The sequence below is a fragment of the Saccharomonospora piscinae genome (genome assembly GCF_005862235.1).
Classification (GTDB): domain Bacteria; phylum Actinomycetota; class Actinomycetes; order Mycobacteriales; family Pseudonocardiaceae; genus Saccharomonospora; species Saccharomonospora piscinae.
Map to the genome: position 1 here is coordinate 245,481 of NZ_VCEK01000004.1, position 20,719 is coordinate 266,199.

At 71.7% G+C, this 20,719-nt stretch carries 17 protein-coding genes; 11 read left to right on the forward strand and 6 right to left on the reverse strand.

The features are described from left to right. Position 1: 1 nt before the first annotated feature. The 9 genes from FFT09_RS17455 (at position 2) to FFT09_RS17495 (ending at position 13,454) form a co-directional block, all read left to right on the forward strand. Positions 2 to 4,600: a ThuA domain-containing protein gene (locus FFT09_RS17455; protein WP_138383353.1), complete on the forward strand. Its 4,599-nt coding sequence runs from the start codon at positions 2 to 4 to the stop codon at positions 4,598 to 4,600. A 166-nt stretch (positions 4,601 to 4,766) separates the two neighbouring features. Continuing rightward, a complete protein-coding gene (locus FFT09_RS17460; RefSeq protein WP_081194778.1) occupies positions 4,767 to 5,915 on the forward strand; it encodes an inositol-3-phosphate synthase in 1,149 nt (382 codons plus the stop codon). Then, a complete protein-coding gene (locus tag FFT09_RS17465; RefSeq protein WP_138383354.1) occupies positions 5,912 to 6,793 on the forward strand; it encodes an SCO3242 family prenyltransferase in 882 nt (293 codons plus the stop codon). Before FFT09_RS17460 ends, FFT09_RS17465 begins: the two co-directional genes overlap by 4 nt. Beyond that, positions 6,790 to 8,217 (forward strand): EboA domain-containing protein, encoded by a 1,428-nt coding sequence (locus tag FFT09_RS17470; RefSeq protein WP_138383355.1) that lies wholly within the window; start codon positions 6,790 to 6,792, stop codon positions 8,215 to 8,217. Before FFT09_RS17465 ends, FFT09_RS17470 begins: the two co-directional genes overlap by 4 nt. Beyond that, the gene (locus tag FFT09_RS17475; RefSeq protein ID WP_138383356.1) at positions 8,214 to 9,077 is read left to right on the forward strand and encodes a TatD family hydrolase; all 864 of its coding nucleotides are present in this window, start codon (positions 8,214 to 8,216) and stop codon (positions 9,075 to 9,077) included. Before FFT09_RS17470 ends, FFT09_RS17475 begins: the two co-directional genes overlap by 4 nt. Positions 9,078 to 9,081: 4 nt before the next feature. Next, positions 9,082 to 10,182, forward strand: coding sequence for a metabolite traffic protein EboE (eboE, locus tag FFT09_RS17480; protein ID WP_138383357.1), 1,101 nt, complete (start codon positions 9,082 to 9,084; stop codon positions 10,180 to 10,182). After that, positions 10,179 to 11,582: an alkaline phosphatase family protein gene (locus FFT09_RS17485; RefSeq protein WP_138383358.1), complete on the forward strand. Its 1,404-nt coding sequence runs from the start codon at positions 10,179 to 10,181 to the stop codon at positions 11,580 to 11,582. Before eboE ends, FFT09_RS17485 begins: the two co-directional genes overlap by 4 nt. Continuing rightward, positions 11,579 to 12,586 carry a sugar phosphate isomerase/epimerase family protein gene (locus FFT09_RS17490; protein ID WP_024876032.1) on the forward strand — a complete coding sequence of 336 codons (1,008 nt, stop codon included), beginning with the start codon at positions 11,579 to 11,581 and terminating at the stop codon, positions 12,584 to 12,586. Before FFT09_RS17485 ends, FFT09_RS17490 begins: the two co-directional genes overlap by 4 nt. Positions 12,587 to 12,596: 10 nt before the next feature. After that, positions 12,597 to 13,454, forward strand: a complete 858-nt coding sequence (locus tag FFT09_RS17495; RefSeq protein WP_138383359.1) for a sugar phosphate isomerase/epimerase family protein — start codon at positions 12,597 to 12,599, stop codon at positions 13,452 to 13,454. A gap of 67 nt (positions 13,455 to 13,521) precedes the next feature. Here the strand turns inward: FFT09_RS17495 and FFT09_RS17500 are convergent, their stop codons facing one another. Both FFT09_RS17500 and FFT09_RS17505 read right to left on the reverse strand, forming a co-directional pair. Beyond that, the gene (locus FFT09_RS17500) at positions 13,522 to 14,448 is read right to left on the reverse strand and encodes a prenyltransferase/squalene oxidase repeat-containing protein (protein WP_138383360.1); all 927 of its coding nucleotides are present in this window, start codon (positions 14,446 to 14,448) and stop codon (positions 13,522 to 13,524) included. Positions 14,449 to 14,501: 53 nt separating this feature from the next. Next, on the reverse strand, positions 14,502 to 15,197 hold the full coding sequence (locus tag FFT09_RS17505; RefSeq protein ID WP_081194794.1) for a MerR family transcriptional regulator: 696 nt from the start codon (positions 15,195 to 15,197) through the stop codon (positions 14,502 to 14,504). Between the two features lie 111 nt (positions 15,198 to 15,308). Here FFT09_RS17505 and FFT09_RS17510 point away from each other — a divergent pair, with 111 nt between their 5' ends. Beyond that, positions 15,309 to 16,571 carry an erythromycin esterase family protein gene (locus FFT09_RS17510; protein ID WP_138383361.1) on the forward strand — a complete coding sequence of 421 codons (1,263 nt, stop codon included), beginning with the start codon at positions 15,309 to 15,311 and terminating at the stop codon, positions 16,569 to 16,571. A 63-nt stretch (positions 16,572 to 16,634) separates the two neighbouring features. Here the strand turns inward: FFT09_RS17510 and FFT09_RS17515 are convergent, their stop codons facing one another. Further along, on the reverse strand, positions 16,635 to 17,066 hold the full coding sequence (locus tag FFT09_RS17515; protein ID WP_081194798.1) for an STAS domain-containing protein: 432 nt from the start codon (positions 17,064 to 17,066) through the stop codon (positions 16,635 to 16,637). Positions 17,067 to 17,237: 171 nt separating this feature from the next. On the opposite strand from FFT09_RS17515, the gene FFT09_RS17520 reads away from it, so the two are divergent. Continuing rightward, the gene (locus FFT09_RS17520; RefSeq protein WP_081194800.1) at positions 17,238 to 17,654 is read left to right on the forward strand and encodes a CBS domain-containing protein; all 417 of its coding nucleotides are present in this window, start codon (positions 17,238 to 17,240) and stop codon (positions 17,652 to 17,654) included. 103 nt (positions 17,655 to 17,757) lie between these two features. Here the strand turns inward: FFT09_RS17520 and FFT09_RS17525 are convergent, their stop codons facing one another. The 3 genes from FFT09_RS17525 to FFT09_RS17535 are packed head-to-tail and all read right to left on the reverse strand — an operon-like array spanning position 17,758 to position 20,692. Continuing rightward, the gene (locus FFT09_RS17525) at positions 17,758 to 19,068 is read right to left on the reverse strand and encodes a UDP-glucose dehydrogenase family protein (RefSeq protein WP_138383362.1); all 1,311 of its coding nucleotides are present in this window, start codon (positions 19,066 to 19,068) and stop codon (positions 17,758 to 17,760) included. Then, positions 19,002 to 20,021, reverse strand: coding sequence for a glycosyltransferase family 9 protein (locus FFT09_RS17530; RefSeq protein ID WP_138383363.1), 1,020 nt, complete (start codon positions 20,019 to 20,021; stop codon positions 19,002 to 19,004). Before FFT09_RS17530 ends, FFT09_RS17525 begins: the two co-directional genes overlap by 67 nt. Further along, positions 20,012 to 20,692, reverse strand: a complete 681-nt coding sequence (locus FFT09_RS17535) for an SDR family oxidoreductase (protein WP_024876023.1) — start codon at positions 20,690 to 20,692, stop codon at positions 20,012 to 20,014. The genes FFT09_RS17530 and FFT09_RS17535 overlap by 10 nt, the downstream gene beginning before the upstream one ends. Positions 20,693 to 20,719: the final 27 nt, after the last annotated feature.

The window sequence follows — 20,719 nt, forward strand, 5'->3', positions numbered from 1 at the left end:
AGTGCGACGAGGCAGTAGTACCAGAACTCAGGGCGGAGCGTTGCGGCGCGGTTGGAAGGCCGGCGTCGTGACGCTCGCGCTCTGTACGGGATTGAGCGGCGGGTTGACGTTCACCGCCGGCGCGCAGGAGGCCGCCCACGCGGACGCCAGCGTGCTGGTGTTCTCGAAGACCGCCGGGTTCCGGCACGACTCGATCCCGGCCGGGATCGAGGCCATCGAGCAGCTCGGCGAGGAGCACCACTTCTCGGTGGACGCCACCGAGGACGCCGCCGAGTTCACCGACGACAACCTCGCCCAGTACGACGCGGTGGTCTGGCTGTCCACCACCGGCGACGTGCTGAACGACGAGCAGCAGTCGGCGTTCGAGCGCTACGTCGAGGGCGGCGGCGGTTACGCGGGCGTCCACGCCGCGTCCGACACCGAGTACGACTGGCCGTGGTACGGCGATCTGGTGGGCGCCTACTTCGACTCGCACCCGCACATCCAGGAAGCGACGGTCAACGTCGAGGAGCGGCAGCACCCGTCCACGGCGGAACTGCCGTACCAGTGGGTGCGCACCGACGAGTGGTACAACTACCGCGAGAACCCGCGCCAGGACGTCCACGTGCTGGCCGCGCTCGACGAGAGCAGCTACGACGCGGGCTCGGGCGCGATGGGCGACGATCACCCGATCGCCTGGTGCCACGAGAACAGTGGCGGCCGTGCCTGGTACACGGGCGGCGGCCACACCATCGAGTCGTACGAGGAACCGGAGTTCCTCTCGCACCTCGCGGGCGGTATCCGCTATGCCGCGGGCCTGGCCGACGCCGACTGCGCCTCGACCGGCGACCCCGATCCCGGCGATCCGGGCGACCCCGCCGACGAGGACTTCGACCAGATCACCCTGGCGCAGGGCGAGAGCGTCACCGGCGAGCCCATCGCGCTGTCGGTCCTGCCCGACGGCCGGGTGCTGCACACCTCCCGCGACGGCAGGGTCTTTCTGACCACGCCGGAGGGAAGCACCTCCGTGGCCGGGACGCTCGACGTCTACAACCACGACGAGGACGGCCTCCAGGGCATCGCCGTGGACCCGGACTTCGAGCAGAACCGCTGGGTGTACCTGTACTACGCGCCGCCGCTGGACACCCCGGCCGGTGACGCGCCCGAGACCGGTACGGCGGAGGACTTCGAGCCCTTCGAGGGCCACAACCAGCTGTCCCGCTTCACCCTCAGCGACGAGGGCACGCTCGATCTGGACAGCGAGCAGCAGATCCTCCAGGTACCCGCGGACCGCGGCACGTGCTGCCACGCGGGCGGCGAGATCGACTTCGACGGTGACGGCAACCTGCTGCTGTCCACCGGCGACGACACCAACCCCTTCGCCTCGGACGGCTACACGCCGATCGACGAGCGCGAGGAGCGCAACCCCGCGTGGGACGCGCAGCGCAGCTCCGCCAACACCAACGACCTGCGCGGCAAGATCGTGCGGATCTCGGTGCAGGAGGACGGCAGCTACACGATCCCGGAGGGCAACCTCTTCGCCGAGGGCACCGAGAAGACCCGCCCCGAGATCTACGCGATGGGTTTCCGCAACCCGTTCCGCTTCGCGGTCGACAAGGAGACCGGCTGGATCTACCTCGGTGACTACGGTCCGGACGCGGGGTCGGCGAACCCCGAGCGCGGACCGGCAGGCACCGTGGAGTTCAACCTGATCAAGGAGCCCGGCAACTACGGCTGGCCCTACTGCGTCGGTGACAACGAGCCGTTCATCGACTACGACTTCGTCACCGGGACCTCCGGCGAGGCGTTCGACTGCGCGGCACCGGTGAACGAGAGCCCGCACAACACGGGTCTGACCGAGCTGCCTCCCGCGCAGCCCGCGTGGATTCCGTACGACGGCGGGTCGGTTCCCGAGTTCGGCACCGGCGGCGAATCGCCCATGGGCGGCCCCGTCTACCGCTTCGACCCGGACAACGACTCGCCCACGAAGTTCCCCGAGTACTACGACGGCAAGAACTTCGCCTACGAGTGGGATCGCGGCTGGATCAACACGATCGACGTCGGCGAGGACGGCGAGCCCGGCGCGATCGAGCCGTTCTTCGAGTCGATGAATTTGACCCGCCCGATGAACATCGAGTTCGGGCCCGACGGGTCGCTGTACGTGCTGGACTACGGCAGCGGCTACTTCGGTGGCGCGGACGACTCGGCCGTCTACCGCATCGACTACACGAAGGGCAACCGCACGCCCGACGTGTCGCTGTCGGCGGACGTGACCTCCGGTCAGGCTCCGCTGGAGGTGCAGTTCGACCCGTCGGGAACCGAGGACGAGGACGGCGGTGAGCTGTCCTACGCCTGGGACTTCGACGGTGACGGCGAGACCGACTCGAACGAGGCCGGCCCGGTGAGCCACACCTACACCGAGAACGGCCAGTACACCGCGCGGTTGTCGGTCACCGACGAGACCGGCCTGACGGGCACCGCGAGCGTGACGGTCACGGTGGGCAACACCGCGCCCACGGTGACCCTCGAAACGCCCGGCGACGGCGGCTTCTTCGGCTTCGGCGACACCGTGCCGTTCGAGGTCTCGGTCACCGACCCCGAGGACGGCGAGATCGACTGCTCGAACGTGACGGTCGAGTACATCCTCGGGCACGACAACCACGGGCACCCGCTGTCGCGGACGACCGGGTGTGAGGGCGTCATCGAGACCCCGGCCGACGAGGGCCACGGGCTCGACGCCGACATCTTCGGTGTCATCAACGCGAGCTACACCGACACCGGCGCCGGTGACCTGCCCTCGCTGGAGGGCTCGGACGAGGTCGTGCTCCAGCCGAAGACGAAGCAGGCCGAGTTCTTCACCGAGATGGAGGGCGTCGAGGTCGTCGCGGCCGACGGCGCCAGCGGTGGCCAGCGGGTCGGCTACATCGACGACGGCGACTGGATCAAGCTCGATCCGGCGAGCCTGTCGGGTGTCGACAGCGTGACCTACCGCGTGTCCTCCGGTGGATCGGGCGGCACGATCGAGGCGCGCGTCGGCGCGGTCGACGGTCCCGTGGTGCACACGGTGGACGTCGAGAACACCGGCGGCTTCGACACCTACGAGGAGGTCGGGCCCGTCGAGGTCACCGACCCGGGTGAGAGCGGCCCCCTCTACCTGGTGTTCCGGGGCGAGGGCAGCGGAGGATTGTTCGACGTGGACGTCCTCAACGTCAACGGTGCCGGCGTCGCCGAGCCCGGCACTCCTGCCGAGTGCGAGCCCGGCCAGCCCGAGGACGGCTACCGGATGCTGTTCGACGGCACCGAGGACAGCCTCGGCGGCTGGAACCAGGCCGGGCCAGGTTCGTTCGAGCTGGGTGACGACTGCACCATCAAGTCCGTGGGCGGCATGGGGCTGCTGTGGTTCGACGAGCAGTTCGGCCCGGCGTACAGCCTCAAGCTCGACTGGATGATGCCCGGTGACGACAACTCCGGTGTCTTCGTGGGCTTCCCCGACCCGGGCGACGACCCGTGGGTCGCGGTCAACGAGGGCTACGAGATCCAGATCGACCCGTCGGACGCGCCGGAGAAGACCACGGGCGCGATCTACGACTTCCAGTCGGCCGATCTGGAGGCCAGGGACGAGGCGCTGAACCCCGAGGGCGAGTGGAACAGCTACGAGCTCGTGGTGCGGGGTCAGACGATCCAGGTGTACCTCAACGGCACCCTGATCAACGACTTCGTCAGCACCGACCCCAACCGTGATCTCACGCAGGGCTTCGTCGGCCTGCAGAACCACGGTGGCGAGGACGACGTGTTCTTCCGGAACGTGCAGATCCGCGACATCGACTCGGCGGCCCCGGCCACCGAGGCGTCGTTCGCGGAGCCCGGCGCCAACGGCTGGCACGACGGCGAGGTCGGGATCAGCCTGGAGGCCACGGACGAGGGCTCCGGGGTCGATCGCGTCGAGTACCGCCTCGACGGCGGCGACTGGACGCCGTACGGCGAGCCGGTCGTCGTGAGTGGTGACGGTGAGCACACGCTGCTGTACCGGGCGGTCGACAAGGCGGGCAACGTCGAGGACGACAACGCCCTGACCCTGAAGATCGACGGCACGGACCCGGTGGTGCTGATCGACGGAGTGGCCGACGGCGTCGTCTACGGCGACTCGCGGGACCTCGACGTGACGTGGCAGGCGACCGACGCCACCTCCGGTATCGAGTCGGCCTCGGCCACGCTGGACGGCGAGGAACTGGATTCGGAGCACACGGTGGCGCTGCACCGGCTCGACCTCGGTGCGCACTCGCTGGTCGTGGCGGCCACGGACGCCGCGGGCAACACGGCGGAGCACACGGTGGAGTTCACGTCCACGACGTCGTTCGACGACGTGAACGCGCTGCTGTCGCGCTTCGCGGACGAGGGCCAGCTCGGTTTCGGCCAGCGGATCATGCTGTCGGTGAAGCTGGGCCTCGCGGAGGTCGCGGGCAAGTGGGGCGGCTCGACGCACGCGGAGCGAGCGCTGGAGCGCTTCGTGACCGCGGCCGAGCGGCTGCCCGAGGGAGTGGCACGAACCACTCTGGTGCGCGACGGGCAAGCCCTCATCGGACACGTCGATGGGAGCGCGCAGCTGCCTGACGTTTCGTGATCCCCTCCCGGGTGGGCGTCCGCGGCGCGGCGGGCGCCCACCCGGGAGTGTCCAGGCCGAGCGCGTCGAACCGCGGGGACGTCCCAGGGTCGTGAGAGGGTCTGGAAAGGCGCGGTGGCACCGGCATCCACCGCGAAGAAGACAAGTGAACTGAGGTTGGTGCATCATGGCGCCCACAGGGTTGTGGTTGATCGGCGCACGGGGTTCCGTGGCCACCACGGCGGTCACCGGGTTGCTGGCGTTGCGGTCCGGAGTCGTTCCGCCCGTCGGCTGTGTCAGCGCGCAACAGGAGTTCCGGGACGTTCCACTCCCCGAGTGGGACGAGATCCGCGTCGGCGGGCACGACATCGTCGACACCCCGCTGGAGAAGCGTGCCGAGTTGCTCACCGACTCGGGCGTGATCCCGCACCGCGTGTTCGAGGCGGTACGCCCCACTCTGTCCGAAGTGGAACGTGAGATCCGGCCGGGCTACCACCCCGCCACGCACTCGGGTACGCAGGCCGACGCGGCGCGTACCCTCACCGACGACATCACCGCGTTCGCCCGGCGCCACGGCCTCGCGAGGGTGGTGGTGGTCAACGTGTCGTCCACCGAACCCGTCTTTCCCGACCTGCCCGAGCACGACGACCTCGGCGCGCTGGAAGCGGCGATGGCGGTGCCGGGCCGCACCGTGCTGCCGCCGAGTTCCGTGGCGGCCTACGCGGCGGTGCGCGCCGGGTGCCCGTTCGTCGACTTCACCCCGTCCACCGGCCTTCGGCTGCCCGCGCTGCGGGAACTGGCGCGGCGTGGCGGCATTCCCTACGCCGGATCGGACGGCAAGACCGGCGAGACGCTGGTGCGCAGCACGCTGGCCCCGCTGTTCACGACCCGCGCGCTCACGGTCCGATCCTGGGCGGGAACCAACCTGCTCGGCGGTGGCGACGGGCTGACGCTGGCCGACTCCGAGCACGCGGGCAGCAAGCTCGCCTCCAAGGGCAGGGGCCTTTCGACCCTGCTGGGTCAGGAAGTCACCGCACCCCTGCACATCGACAACGTTCCCGACCTCGGCGAGCAGAAGATCGCGTGGGACCACGTGTCGTTCGAGGGATTTCTCGGCGCGCGCATGAGCATGCAGTTCACGTGGACCGGGTACGACTCGTCGCTCGCCGCGCCGCTGGTGCTGGACCTGACGCGGTTCGCGGCGGCGGCGCAGGCGGCGGGGGAGGCCGGCCCGCTCGCCCCGCTCGCGTTCTTCTTCAAGGACCCGATGGGCAGTACGGAACACCGGCTGGCCGAGCAGTTCGCCACCCTGTCGTCCTGGGCGGGCACGCTGTGAGCGCCTACGTCGAGCTGGTCCGGGGCCCGGCCGCGCTCACCGCGGTCGGTGACACGGTCGCGGGCGGGGCCGCCGCCGGTGCTCCGCTGCGCGGCAGGCGGCGGTTGCTGCCGGTGGCGTCGGCGGCGTTCTACTGGGCGGGCATGGCACTCAACGACTGGGCGGACCGCGATCTCGATGCCGTGGAGCGCCCCGAGCGGCCCATCCCGTCGGGGCGCGTGAGCCCGACCGCGGCGCTGGCCACCGGCGGCGCCCTCACGGCGGCGGGGCTCGTCCTCGCGCGCGCGGCCGGTGGCTCGCGGGCGTGGCGCACGGCGCTGCCGTTGGCGGCCTGCGTGTGGGCCTACGACACGACCACGAAGGGCACCCCGCTGGGGCCGGTCACGATGGCGGCCTGCCGGGGGCTCGACGTGCTGCTGGGAGCCACGGGGCGCGAGCGGGAGGCGCTGGCGGCCGCGAGCGCGCTGGGCGTCCACACCTTCGGCGTCACCGCGCTGTCGGGCAACGAGGTCCACGGCACGAGCCCGGCGACCGCGGGTGGCGCGCTGGCCGCGACCGCCGCCACCACGGCCCTGTCGACGCGGAGTGCCCGGCGCACGGACCCGCCCGCCACGAGCAGGGCGGCGCGGCGTGCGGCCACGGTGCTGGGCGGCGCGTTCTCCGGCACCTACGCCGCCTCGGTCGGCAGGGCCCAGTACACGGCGCTGCGTGACCCGTCGGCCGCCCGGGTCAGGGAGGCCACCAAGGCCGGAATCCACGGCATGGTGCCGCTCCAGGCGGCCATCGCGGCCCGGCACGGTGCCGTGCGGGCGGCGACGCTGCTGGTCACCGCGCTCCCGCTGGCCCGGCGACTCGCGAAGAAGGTGAGCCCCACGTGAGCACTCTGCGGTTCGGCTACGGCACCAACGGCTTCGCCAACCACCGGCTCGACGACGCGCTCGCCGTCATCGCCGACCTCGGCTACTCCGGCGTGGCGCTCACGCTCGACCATGCCCACCTTGACCCGTTCGCCGACGACGTGGTGGCCCGCACCGGGCGCCTCGCGGCGCGGCTGGGCGAACTGGGGCTCGGCGTGGTGGTCGAGACCGGCGCCCGTTACCTGTTGGACCCGTGGCGCAAGCACCAGCCGACCCTGCTGTCCGACGAGCCTGGCCCGCGCCTCGACTTCCTGCGGCGGGCCGCCGACATCGCCACCGACCTCGGCGCGGAGTGCGTGTCGTTCTGGTCGGGGGTCGCGCCCGGTGGCCTGGCCGACGACGTCGCGTGGCAGCGGCTGCGGGACGGCGTGGCCGCGGTGCTGGACGGCACGAGCGCACCGCTGGCGCTGGAGCCCGAGCCGGGACACTTCGTGCAGCACCTGGAGCAGGCGCTGCGGTTGCGGGAAGAGCTGGGCGAGCGGCTGGGCATCACGCTCGACGTGGGCCACTGCGTCGCGGTCGAGCCGGTCGACGCCGCCGCCTGCGTCCGCAGGGCCGGTTCGGCGCTGCTCAACGTGCAACTCGACGACATGCTGCCCGGAATCCACGAACACCTGGAGTTCGGGCAGGGACAGCTCGACCTGCCCGGCACACTCGCCGCGCTGGCCGAGGTCGGTTACGCGGGCCTGGCCGCGGTCGAACTGCCCCGGCACAGTCACGCGGCGCCCGAGGTGGCGCGCCGGTCGCACGCGGCCCTGACCTCGGCCGACTGGGTCGTCGACGCGCGGGCGGCCGTGCGCGCCGAACCCCAGCGCATCCGCACGTCGTTTCCCGCCGTGGGCCGCAAGGCCGGGCGCACGGCGCTGCGGCCGGACACCGACCCCGAAGGTCTGATCCACGGCACCCACGACGATCGCGCGCGCGGGCACCTGCTGTCGGCGCTGGCCGGCACGCTGGAGCCCGGCGCGCTCGGCACCGAGGTCGAACAGTTGTATCGCTACGGGGACGGCGCGGAGAAGCGTGGTGTGCTGCGCAACCTCCACCTGCTGCCCGCCACCGACCCGCAGGTGGTGGAGGTGGGAACCCGGCTGGTGGCCGACGCGCTGCGCGCCAACGACACCGGGCTCGTGGCCGCGGCGCTCGGCCCGTTCGCGGCCGAGCATCTCGACGACCACAGCTGGCGCCACGGTGTGCTCAAGTGCCTGTTCACCGGGGTGCCGACCGCCGCGGTGGCAGGGTTGCGCCGCCGCTGTGACGCCGAGCTCGTCCGCATGGTCACCGACTACGTGGCCGAGCGGACGGCGGCGGGGCGTAGCGTGCCCGCCGACGCCGAGGCGATCCTGGCGCTCGGTGACGCCACCCGTGACAAGGAGGCCGCCCGATGAAGATCTTCGACCCGCACATCCACATGACCTCGCGCACCACCGACGACTACGAGAACATGTACGCCGCCGGGGTGCGCGCTCTCGTGGAGCCCGCGTTCTGGCTCGGCCAGCCCCGGACCACCGTCGGGTCGTTCACCGACTACTTCGACGGGCTCGTCGGCTGGGAGCGGTTTCGCGCGTCGCAGTTCGGCATCCGCCACCACTGCACCATCGCGCTGAACCCCAAGGAGGCCAACGACCCCCGGTGCCTGGACGTGCTCGACGTCCTGCCGCGCTACCTCGCCAAGGACGGCGTGGTGGCCGTGGGGGAGGTCGGCTACGATTCGATGACCGAGGCCGAGGAGAAGGCGTTCACCCACCAGCTCGGCCTCGCGGTGGAGTACGAGCTGCCCGTGCTGGTTCACACGCCGCACCGCGACAAGCTCGCGGGTACGCGACGGACGCTCGACGTCGTGCGGGAGTCGGGCATCGACCCGGCGCTGGTGGTGGTGGACCATCTGAACGAGGTCACCGTCGGGCTGGTCGCCGACTCGGGATGCTGGATGGGCTTCTCCATCTATCCCGACACGAAGATGGACGAGCACCGGATGGTGGCGATCCTGCGCGAGCACGGCACCGAGCGGATGCTGGTGAACTCCGCCGCCGACTGGGGGCGTTCCGACCCGCTCAAGACCTACCGCACGGGCGCGGCGATGCTGGAGTCCGGTTTCCCGCAATCCGATGTGGACACGGTGCTGTGGGACAACCCCGTGGCCTTCTACGGCCAAAGCGGCAAGCTCATGCTCGACCCGCTGCCGGAGTCGGCACCGACGGCCGAGACGTTCGAGGGCAACTCGGTCCTGCGCGGCGCGAGGAAGTAGCGCCGTGCTGTCCTACTGCACCAACGTTCATCCCGCCGAGGACCTCGACGGGATCATCGGTCAGCTCGACACCTACGCTACCCCGGTCCGCGAGTCGCTGGCCGTCGACGTGCTCGGGGTGGGGCTGTGGCTGGCCGCCGACGTCGCCGCCGGACTCGCGGCCGACGCCGCAGCCAGGGCACGGCTGGCCGGTGAGCTGAAGGCCAGGGGACTCGCGGTGCAGACGCTCAACGCGTTTCCCTACGGCGGATTCCACGACGAGGTCGTCAAACACGCCGTGTACGTCCCGGACTGGACCGACCCGCGCCGGGCGCGCTACACCCGGGACTGCCTCACCGTGCTGGCCGACCTGCTGCATTCCGACGCCGCCTACGGCAGCATCTCCACGCTGCCGCTGGGCTGGCGCGAGCCGTGGGGCCCCGCCGCCGACGACCGCGCAGTCGCGGCCTTCGACGAGGTCACCGCCTACGCCCGCACGCTGTCCGGGCGGATCGGCAGGCCGCTGCGCCTGGCCGTGGAGCCGGAACCCGGCTGCGTGCTCGACACCGCCGCCGACGCCGTGGCGTGGCTGGCGGGACGGGTGGACGCCGAGCACGTCGGGCTGTGCCTGGACACGTGCCACCTCGCCGTCTCGTTCGCCGACCCCACCGCCACGGTGCGCCGAATACACGACGCCGGGCTCGACGTCGTGAAGGTGCAGGCCTCGGCCGCCCTGCACGTCGACCGGCCCGGCGAGGCGGAGGCGCGGGCGGCGCTGGCCGAGTTCGTGGAGCCGCGCTACCTGCACCAGGTGCGGGAACTCGCCCCCACCGGGGAGGTCCTGGCCGCCGACGACCTCGACCGCGCACTGGAGGAGCTGCCGGGTCGCGGGCCGTGGCGGGTCCACTTCCACGTGCCGCTGCACGCCCAGCCCCGGCCGCCGCTGGTCTCGACCACGGACGTGCTCACCGAGGCCGTCGCCGCCGTCGCCGGGCAGCGAGGCGGGATGCCGCACGTCGAGGTCGAGACCTACACCTGGACGGTGCTGCCCACCTGGCGCGGCAGCGACCTCGCCACCGGAATCGCCGACGAACTGCGCTGGGCGCGCACGGAGGTCACCGTATGAAGAAACTGCTCGTGCTCGACGTCGTGGGCATGACGCCCGCGCTGCTGCGGCACATGCCGAACCTGTCGAGGCTCGCCGACCGGGGCTGGCGCTCGGAGCTGGGAACCGTGTTGCCCGCCGTGACGTGCAGCGCGCAGTCCACGCTGCTCACCGGGCGGATGCCCGCGGAGCACGGGGCCGTCGGCAACGGCTGGTACTTCCGCGACCTCGGTGAGGTCTACCTGTGGCGCCAGCACAACAAGCTGGTGCAGGGCGAGAAGGTGTGGGAGACCGCGCGTGCGGCGCAGCCCGGCTACACGGCCGCGAACGTGTGCTGGTGGTACGCGATGGGCGCGACCACCGACATCACGATCACGCCCCGGCCGATCTACCACGCCGACGGCCGCAAGTCACCCGACTGCTACGTGCGCCCGCCCCACCTGCACGACGCGCTCACGGCCGAGTTCGGTTCCTTCCCGCTGTTCAACTACTGGGGCCCCACGGCATCCATCGCGTCGTCGAAATGGATCGTGGAGGCCACCCGCCGCATCCTGCGCACCGACAACCCCGACCTGCTGCTGGCCTACCTGCCGCACCTGGACTACGACCTCCAGCGCCACGGCCCCGACTCGCCACAGGCGGTCAAGGCGGCCCGGGACGTCGACGCGGTGCTGGCGCCGCTGCTCACCGACGCCGAGCGCGCCGGTGCGACCGTGGTGGCGCTGTCGGAGTACGGCATCACGCCCGTCGACACGCCGGTGGACGTCAACCGTGCATTGCGGCGCGAGGGCCTGCTGGAGGTCTACACGCAGGACGGGATGGAGTACCTCGACCCGTGGACGTCCCGTGCGTTCGCCGTGGCCGACCACCAGGTCGCCCACGTCTACGTCGCCGACGACGCGGACCTGCCGAGGGTGCGCGAGATCGTGTCGGAGCTGACCGGCGTCGACGAGGTGCTCGACCGTGCGGCGCAGGCCCGCTACGGCATCGACCACGAGCGTGCGGGCGAACTCGTGGCCGTGGCCGAGCCGCGCGCGTGGTTCACGTACTACTACTGGCTCGACGACGACCACGCACCGGACTTCGCCCGAGGGGTGGAGATCCACCGCAAGCCGGGATACGATCCGGCCGAGTTGTTCTTCGATCCCAGCGATTCCTTCGCCAAGGCCAGGGCCGGACTGAACCTGGTCCGCAAGAAGGTCGGATTGCGTTACGCCATGAACGTGGTGCCCACCGACCCGAGGTGGGTACGGGGTTCCCACGGGCGGTTGCCGGATTCGGCCGAGAACGGTCCGGTTCTGCTGTGTTCCGACCCGGCCGTGCCCTCTACTGTGGAGACGAAGGGCCGGATCGCCGCCACCGACGTGCGGGACCTTCTCCTGCAACTGCAAGGTATTCGAGAGCAGGGAGCTCAAGGATGAGTCGACCGGTAACGCTGTTCACGGGCCAGTGGGCCGACATGCCCTTCGAGGAGGTGTGCCGGCTCGCGTCGGAGTGGGGCTACGACGGGCTGGAGATCGCCTGCTCGGGCGATCACTTCGAGGTCGACCGAGCACTGTCCGAACCGGACTACGTGGCCGAGCGGCTGAAGCTGCTCGACTCGTACGGGCTCAAGGTCTGGACGATCTCGAACCACCTCGTGGGCCAGGCCGTGTGCGACGACCCGATCGACGACCGGCACCGCAACATCCTTCCGGCTCGCATCTGGGGCGACGGGGAGCCCGAAGGGGTGCGCACCCGCGCCGCCGCGGAGATGGCCGACACGGCCAGGGCGGCGGCCAAGCTGGGCGTCGACACCGTCGTCGGCTTCACGGGCTCGAAGATCTGGAAGTACGTGGCGATGTTCCCGCCCATCGGGGCCGATGTGATCGAGGACGGGTACGCGGACTTCGCCCGGCGCTGGAACCCCATCCTCGACGTCTTCGACGAGGTCGGCGTCCGCTTCGCCCACGAGGTGCACCCGAGCGAGATCGCCTACGACTACTGGACCACCAAGCGCGCTCTGGAAGCCGTCGGCAACCGGCCCGCCTTCGGGCTGAACTGGGACCCCTCGCACTTCGTGTGGCAGGACCTTGACCCGGTCGGGTTCATCCTCGACTTCGCCGACCGCATCTACCACGTGGACTGCAAGGACACGAAGAAGCGTTTCGACGGCCGCAACGGCAGGCTCGGCTCGCACCTGCCGTGGGCCGACGCGCGACGCGGCTGGGACTTCGTGTCGACGGGGCACGGCGACGTGGACTGGGAGAGCGCCTTCCGCGCCCTGAACTCCATCGGCTACACCGGCCCGATCTCGGTCGAGTGGGAGGACGCGGGCATGGACCGGCTGCGGGGCGCCGCCGAGGCGGTGACCTACATCCGCAGCCAGCTGTTCGACAAGCCGGAGGCGGCCTTCGACGCCGCGTTCAGCGCCGACAAGAAGTGAGAGGTAGGGCATGAGCGACAAGGGACTGTCCCGCAGGGCCATGCTGCGCACCGCCGCGGGAGCCGCGGCCGGTGTCGGGCTCGCCGGTGCGATGAGCGGCACCGCACAGGCCAGCTGGTTCCCGGGTGGGCGCCGCATTCCGCAGCGCATGATCAGCATTCAGCTCTACACGCTGCGTACCCTGCTCGAATCCGACCTGGAGGGCACGCTGGAGGCGGTGGCCGACATCGGCTACCGCAGCGTGGAGCTGGCGGGCACCTACGGCAGGTCGGCGGCCGAGTTCCGGCGGCTGCTCGACCGGTACGGCCTCACCGCGACCTCGGCGCACGTCGGGTTCGACGGCGCCGACGTGAACCAGTTGATCGAGGACGCGAAGACCATCGGCTACCGCAAGGCGGCCTGCGCGTGGGCGCAGTACGGCACGCTGGGGGAGTGGCGCGACTTCGCGGACCGGCTCGACGACGCCGCCTCGGCGTTCCGCAGGGCGGGGATCTCGTACGGCTACCACAACCACGACCACGAGTACCAGCCCATCGACGGCGTGCGTCCCATCGACGTGATCGCCGACCGCACCAAGTGGTACAACGTCCACCTCGAGTACGACCTGTACTGGGTGGTCGTCGGTGGAGCCGATCCGGTGGAGGAGTACTATCGCCGCTTCGGCCGGGTGAAGCAGTTCCACGTGAAGGACCGCGGTGAGGACGGCGGCTGGGCCGATGTGGGAACGGGCGACATCGACTGGCGCACGCTGTTCCGCAGGACCTGGCCGGGCCCGATGAAGCAGTACATCGTCGAGCACGACGCCCCGTCCGACCCGCTGACCACGGCGAAGGTCGGCTACGACTATCTGAGGAACCTGCGCTTCTAGCGCGCCGGAGTGCCGCGAAGGCCACCGTCACCGCGGCAGACGCGGCGACGGTGGCCTTCGCGGCGTCTCACGAGCCGTACGCGGCCAGCGTGCGCAGGGCGTTGACGGTCGTGTAGCCGCGCCAGTCGAGTGCGGCGGCGGGGGAGTAGCTGGCGAAGTCCACCGTCCAGCCGCCGTCCTCGGCCTGCCGGTCCCGGAGCCGGTCGAGGTCGGCCCGGACCACCTCCGGAGTGAGTAGCGCGTTCGCGGGCCCTGGCTGCGGGCACAGGTCCAGCGGTCGCAGCGTCTCACCGGGTGCGCCGCCCTGCACGGGAACCAGCCCGGTGGCGGGGACGTGGGCCCCGAGCACGGTCAGCAACTCCCGCGCCGTCTCGGAATGCGCGCCGTGCAGCGCGTCCGCGAACCGCACGGCGAAGGCCAGTTCGTAAGCGTGTGGCACCCGTTCCTCGTGGCGCAGGCGCAGGATCGCGGCCACGCAGTACTCGGTGGCGCGCGCGAGCCAGGGGTGATCGGCGACGCCACGGTCGTGCGCCGCGACGCGGTGTGCGTGCAGGGCGACCACGGCCGTGATCTGGAGCGACGACGTGGCGTGGTCCGCCTGGGTCCAGAAGGGCGCGCACCCCACGGAGTCACCGATCGGCAGCGCGAACGGGAGTCCGCCGTCGGGCAGGGCCACCGTCGTGAGCCAGTCGCAGAGCTCCCGCGCTGCCGGTGTGGTCACGGGTGTCACCTCGGCCAGCACCTCGAAGGCGTGCAGTGCCGCCGCCGGCTGGCTCTCCGGCGACCGCAGGTCGGGTTCGAGACCGTGCCCATAGCCGCCGTCGGCGTTGCGGTACGCGGCCAGCGCGGCCAGTGCGGCTGGCGTGGCTGGCGTGGCTGGCGCCCCCTCCGGAGCGCCGCTGCCGTCGAGCACGGCGAACCGGTGGCGATCGAGCATTCTCGCGTGGGTGGTGAGAAACCGGCGTGCCGCCGCAGTGGTGCTGGACTCGGTCATACCGCGACGCTACCCCAAGTCGAACGGGTGTTCGAGTTGGGCTGGATGTGCTACTACGGCCGGGTGAGCAGGGTGAGGTAGGCGTCGAGTTGGGCCGCTCCCGCGAGCAGATCGCGGCTGCGGCGGGTCAGCCGGCGCTGCCACGAGTCGAGGAAGTCCCGCAACGCCTCAGCCCCGCCCGCCTCGTGCAGGGACCCGATGAACTGCGCGACCTGGCGCAACCCGTACCCGCCCCGGCGGAGTTGTCGCGCGATCTCGGCGTCGCGGACGCAGCCAGGTCCGTAGCGGCGGTAGCCGGTGGCCCGTTCGCGCGCGGGATGCAGGATGCCCTCGTCCTCCCAGGCGCGCAGCGTCGCCGGGTGGATGCTGAGCCTGCGTCCGAGTTCGCCCACGGTCAGGTCGGGCCCACGAATCGGGGCCGGCGCGGTGGTGGCCAGGCTGTCCAGCGCCGCCGCGGCCTCGGTGCGGGTGTCGCGTTCGGCGACCAGCGCGACGTGCGCGGCGTCGACGAGGCGGTAGGCCGCGTCCGTGTCGCCGCGGTTGACCGCGCGCATGATCTCCATCGCCCGCTGGTGCCCGTGGCCTTTGCGCAGTGCGAGAAAGGCACGCAGCGCCTGCGCGTGCAGGGGCGTGTAACGCCGGTATCCCGTCTCAGCGCGCTCGGTGGCCGGGAGGATTCCCGCGTCGCCGTAGTTGCGGATCGCCTGCGCGGACAAGTCGTGTTCGCGGGCGAGGTCGATAGGGCGCACCTGACTCCCGGTTGAGGCTTTCTGGCTCATCGCCGAGGTCGAGTTGGGGAAGGGTTCACTCGACTCTCCAACGATAGCGTCGAGGGCTGTCGCTTTGGGAAAGGGGTTTCTATGACGACCGCCGCGCCACTGGGCGAGATCGGCCGACCGTTCGACGACCGGGCGAGTCTGGGCCGTACCGTCCGCGAGTTCCTCGCCGCGCGGGCCGAGCCGCCGGTGCTGCTCGCACTCGGCGAACCGGTCCACGGAGTCGAGGCGTTTCCGTCCTTGCGCAACGACCTGCTGGGCGAGCTGGTCGAACGCGGGTATCGCTCGATCGTGCTGGAGACCGACGCCTTCGCCGCCGCCGCGGTCGACGACTACGTGTGCGGGGGCGCGGCGGAGCTCGACACCGTACTCGCGACCGGGTTCAGTCACGGTTTCGGCGCTCTGCCGGGCAATCGGGTGCTGGTCGAGTGGCTCCGCGCGTACAACGCGGGCCGCGCGCCGCGGGACCGGGTTCGCTTCCACGGCTTCGACGCCCCGGTGGAGTTCGCCGGTGCGCCGAGCCCACGGCACGCGCTGCTCTCGGCCCTCGGTTTCCTGCCGGCCGCACTGCGTCCCGGCAGTCCCGGCAGTCCCGGCAGTTCCGGCAGTCCCGGCACAGCCGGGGACCTGGACGCGCTGGTGGGCGAGGAGGCGGCCTGGACGAACCCGTCGGCCATGTACGAGCCGGAGGCGTCGATCGGCGACTCGGCCGGGGCGCGCGCTCTGCGCGTGGTCGCGGACGACCTCGTCAGTGTGTTACGCCGCGCGGCACCGGTCCTGCGGCCCGCCGACCCGGACGCCTACGGCCACGCCGTCGCGCACGCGCGCACCGCGCGGGGACTGCTGCGCTACCACGCGGCCATGGCGGACACCGGCTCCGACCGGATCGCGGCGCTGCTCAGCCTGCGTGCCGAGATGATGGCGGACAACCTGCTCGCGATCGTCGAACGGGAGCGGCCGCGCGGGCCGAGCCTGGTGTTCGCGCACAACGTGCACCTGCGACGGACGCGCTCCGACATGCCAGTTGACGGCGGGGACGTGAGCTGGTGCAGCGCGGGTGCGCTGATGGGACTGGAGCTGGGAGAGCGGTACGTGTTCGTGGCGACCGACGCCGTGTCCGGCGCCGAGCCGGGCACGTTGCAGCACGTGCTGGCCGAGTCGACCACCCGCCGTGCCCTGTTCCCGGCCGCCGGGCTCCGAGCCACGCTTCCCGCGTCCACCGGAGTGAGTCACCCGATCGCGCGAGGGCATCTCCCGCTCACCCCGGCCGAGCTGACCGGCGCCGACGCGGTCATCGCGGTCGCGGACACCGATGGCTCCCAGCACCGGTACTGGGAGGGTCCGTAGCGGGTGTGCCGCGAAGGCCACCCTCGCTGCGTCAGACGCAGTGAAGGTGGCCTTCGCGGCGCCTCACCGGGACACCGGGTCGGCGTCGAGCGTGAAGTCGAGGATCTCCTCTCCGGTACGCGGGGCGGGGACGCCGGCCAGCGCCGACTCGACCGTCCCGTGCAGCGGCAGGGCGTCGGACAGACCGACGGCCTCCACCGGTCTGCGCACCGCGCGCTGCGTCGCGACGACGCGCAGCGGCGTTCCGCGCCGTGCCGCCGTCTTCTGGGTGTTGAGCAGCAGCGCCAGTCCCGCCGAGCCCAGGAACGTGACCTCGCTGAGGTCCACGACCAGGGTCTCGGGCGGCGACACGGCGTCGAGCGCCTTGTCGAGATGGACCTCGAACTCCCGCCGGGTGCTGAGATCGATCTCGCCGCTCACCGTGACAACGGCACCTGCTCCATGACGTTCGATGGTTAGTCCCAACAGTGAAGTGGGTATTGCTAGTTCGGACACGGCACCTCCAGCGGTGTCCCCATCAACCGATAGGTCGAAAGCTCGTCTGGCTGCTGCCTGCTCAACCGCCCGACTGCACAAAGACTAGCCCGGACGGCCCAATGTGCAAAGACCAAAATCGGTGGGCATTCCCTGAATGGAGGATTGTCGCAACACGAGGAGTGACCTCAGATGGCACGAGTCCGGGACATCATGACGAGTGATCCGACGTATGCGGAGACCAGCGAGACGGTCACGCACGCGGCCCGCACGATGGCCTCCGCCGGGGTCGGAGCGCTGCCCATCCGCGGTGAGGACCACCGGCTCAAGGGAATGCTGACCGATCGTGACATCGTCGTGAAAGTGCTGGCCGAGGGCAAGGACCCCGTCGCACTCCACGTCGGTGAGCTGGCTCAGGGCGAGGTCTTCGCGGTCCGTCCCGACGACGACGTCCGCCGTGCTCTCGACGAGATGTCACGCCACCGGGTGCGGCGGCTGGTCGTCACGGAGGGCGACCGGCTCGTGGGAATCGTCTCGCAGGCGGATGTCGCGCGCAGCCTCGCCGATGCGGAGGTCGGAAGCACGGTCGAGGATATCTCCCGTGACTGATCGGGTGAATTTTCGGGCCCGCCACGAAATAGTCATCGGCTAGTTGACGGAACGTCGATTTTCGCGACTGTGTTTCATTTTTCACTCGGTTTCCGTCGCTTTGTCACCGGCCCAGTCGGTGATAGGAAAATCCCGCACGAACCACGCTGCCCGCGTCGAGGAGGTCGCGGGTGTCCACCAGCACGGGTCGGTCGGTCAGTGCCGCGAGCTGCCGCCAGTCGAGCTGCCGGAACTGCGGCCACTCCGTGAGCAGCACGAGTCCGGCCGCGTCCTTCGCGACGAGACCCACCTCGTCGGCCCACCGCACGGCTCCGAGTTCGGCCGTGCGGCGCACACCCGGGTCGTAGCCGGTGAGAACGGCTCCGGCGCAGGCGAGCCGGTCGGCCACGGCCAGCGCGGGTGACTCGCGGACGTCGTCGGTGCCCGCCTTGAACGCCATGCCGAGCAGGCCCAGGCGTACCCCGTCGAGTGAGCCCTCCGCCGAGCCCGTGACCGCCTCCCTGATCTTGCGCACCACTCGATCGTGCTGGTGTTCGTTGGCCGTGACGGTGTCGGCCAGCACGGCGAAGTCCACCCCGGCCTCCGTCGCCGTGCGCAGCAGGGCGCGGGTGTCCTTCGGCAGGCAGGAGCCACCCCAGCCCGGTCCGGGACTGAGGAACGCGGCCCCGATACGGGGATCGAGCCGCATCGCGCCCGCGACGTCGCCGATGTCCGCGCCGACGTGCTCGCACAGCTCGGCCAGCACGTTGACGTAGGACAGCTTCAGCGCGAGAAAGGCGTTGCTGGCGTACTTCGCCAGTTCGGCGCTCGCGGCGTCGGTGCGCACCAGCGGCGCGCTGATCCCGCCGTAGAGCGCGGTGACCGTGGCGGTGGCGCGCCCCTCGCCGGGGCCCGGCACGGTCCCGACCACGAGGCGGTCGGGGTGGAGGAAGTCGTGTACCGCGTGGCCTTCGCGGAGGAACTCGGGATTGCTGACGGCGCTGCGACCGAGCGCGCGGGCCGTGCGCCGGGTGGTGCCCACGGGGACGGTCGACTTGACGACCACGACCGCGTCGTGGCGCAGCACGTCCGCGAGTGCCGCGACGGCGGCGTCGAACGGTGCGAGGTCGGCCGTGCCGTCGGCGTGGGCCGGGGTCGGGACGCACAACAGAATGACCTCGGCGGTGGCGAGTTCGGCGAGGTCGGTGGTGAAGGTCAGCCCGCCGTCGGCGACGTGGGCGCCGACCAGGTCGGCGAGGCCGGGCTCCGCGATCGGCACCTCGGCCCGCCGCAGTGCCGCCACCTTGGTGGCGTCGATGTCGGCACCGATCACGCGGTGGCCCAGGTGCGCGAGGCAGGCGGCGCTGGTCAGCCCGACGTAGCCCGTGCCGACGACCCCGACGGTGAACGGTCTCCGGCCGCTGTCCTCCGGCATGGCACACCTCCGACGAGCAGCGTGAGGGCGGCATCGGTGACCTCGGGCACCGTCAGCCGCAGCAGTCCCGGGTCAGGGCGCGGCGCGTGCGGGTCACCGGCCTCGCCGGCCCACAGCGCGACATGCCGTGGCCGGTCGGGCGGAGGACCCCAGCGGGCGGGTGGGGTGGGGCCGAACAGCAGCACCGACGGTGTGCCGAACGCCGTCGCGAGGTGGCCCACGCCGGTGTCGCCGCACACGACGAGCGCCGCGCCCGCCACGAGCGCCGCGAGGTGCGTGAGATCGCCACCGGCCCGCACCGCCGAGTGCCCGAGCCCGGCCCGCACGGCGACCTCGGTCGCGAGGGGCCGTTCGGCCTCACTGCCGGTGACGACGACGCGGGCGCCCGGCCCGGTGCGCCGGTCGGCCAGGGCGCGGGCCACGGCCGCGAACCGGCCCGGCGGCCAGCGCCGGGCCCGGGACGCGGCGCCGGGGTGAACGACCACCGCGCCCGGTGCCGGGCAGGCTGAAGCCGCGGCCGGGGGCGGCGGCAGCTCCAGCCGGGCCGGGTCGGCCGCGATGCCGCTGTGGCGCAGCAGGTCGCACCACCGCCGTACCTCGTGGACGTCGTCCCGCCACGGCGGACCGTCGAGGGCGGGAAACGCGGCGTGCCGGTGGGTCACCACCGCGCGGGGCCGCGTGCGGAGCAGGTCCGCGATGCTGCGCGGTCCCCGGCCGTGCAGGTTCACGGCCAGTCCGGGCCGGGGCACCGAATCCGGCCGCAACGCGCCGAGACCCGGGGTGGGCAGCACCTCGTCGACCGCCCCGGTCAGCGCGGCCAGCGGTGCGAGCGCGGCCGGTGCCGCCAGCACGAGGCGATCGCCGGGGCGCGCGTCCCGCAGCGCGCGCAGCGCGGGCACGGCGGTGAGCAGGTCGCCCAGGCCGAGTGCGCGCAGCACGAGGGTTACGGCCATGACCCCTCTTCGGAGTGACACACGACCATCTCCCGCACCTCGCAGCCCGGCGGCTGCCGCAGCGCGTGCAGCACGGCCTTCGCCACGTCACCGGGCCGGTTGAGCCTGGCGTCGGCGGGCGGGCGGTACTGCTCGTCCCTGCCGTCGAAGAAGGCGGTGTCCATCCCGCCGGGCACCAGCAGCGTGACTCCGACCCGGCCCGCCGTCTCGGCGGCGAGCGCGCGCGTGAACCCGACGACCCCGGCCTTCGCCGCGCAGTACGCCGTGGCGTCGGACACCGACCGCAGCCCCAGCGTGGACGAGCAGGTCACGACGGTGCCGTGGGAGCGTTCGAGGTACGGCAGGGCGGCGCGCACGACGGCCGCGGTGCCGAACAGGTTGACGCGCACGACCCGCTCCCACTCGTCGGTCGGCACGGTGCCCAGCGTGCCCGGGGTGTCGACTCCGGCGGCGGTGAACACGGCGTCGAGGCCGCCCGCGCGGTCGGCCAGCTCCCGCACCGCGCGTTCGGCCGCGGCCGAGTCGGTCAGCTCGGCAGGCGCGTAGTCCACGCCGAGACTCTCCGCAGGGGGTTTGCGGTCCAGGACGAGCGCTCGCCCTCCCGCGTCGAGCACCTCCCGTACGGTCGCCGCGCCCAGCCCGGACGCCCCGCCGCTGATCAGGACTCTCATTTCCGTCTCCCTCGTCCTCGTCGGTCG

Coding starts and splice junctions, on each gene's coding strand:
- FFT09_RS17525 (WP_138383362.1), bottom strand. CDS start 19,068: ATGCCGGAGGACAGCGGCCGGAGACCGTTCACCGTCGGGGTCGTCGGC.
- FFT09_RS17520 (WP_081194800.1), top strand. CDS start 17,238: ATGGCACGAGTCCGGGACATCATGACGAGTGATCCGACGTATGCGGAG.
- FFT09_RS17510 (WP_138383361.1), top strand. CDS start 15,309: ATGACGACCGCCGCGCCACTGGGCGAGATCGGCCGACCGTTCGACGAC.
- FFT09_RS17530 (WP_138383363.1), bottom strand. CDS start 20,021: ATGGCCGTAACCCTCGTGCTGCGCGCACTCGGCCTGGGCGACCTGCTC.
- FFT09_RS17490 (WP_024876032.1), top strand. CDS start 11,579: ATGAGTCGACCGGTAACGCTGTTCACGGGCCAGTGGGCCGACATGCCC.
- FFT09_RS17475 (WP_138383356.1), top strand. CDS start 8,214: ATGAAGATCTTCGACCCGCACATCCACATGACCTCGCGCACCACCGAC.
- FFT09_RS17500 (WP_138383360.1), bottom strand. CDS start 14,448: ATGACCGAGTCCAGCACCACTGCGGCGGCACGCCGGTTTCTCACCACC.
- FFT09_RS17485 (WP_138383358.1), top strand. CDS start 10,179: ATGAAGAAACTGCTCGTGCTCGACGTCGTGGGCATGACGCCCGCGCTG.
- FFT09_RS17460 (WP_081194778.1), top strand. CDS start 4,767: ATGGCGCCCACAGGGTTGTGGTTGATCGGCGCACGGGGTTCCGTGGCC.
- FFT09_RS17495 (WP_138383359.1), top strand. CDS start 12,597: ATGAGCGACAAGGGACTGTCCCGCAGGGCCATGCTGCGCACCGCCGCG.
- FFT09_RS17535 (WP_024876023.1), bottom strand. CDS start 20,692: ATGAGAGTCCTGATCAGCGGCGGGGCGTCCGGGCTGGGCGCGGCGACC.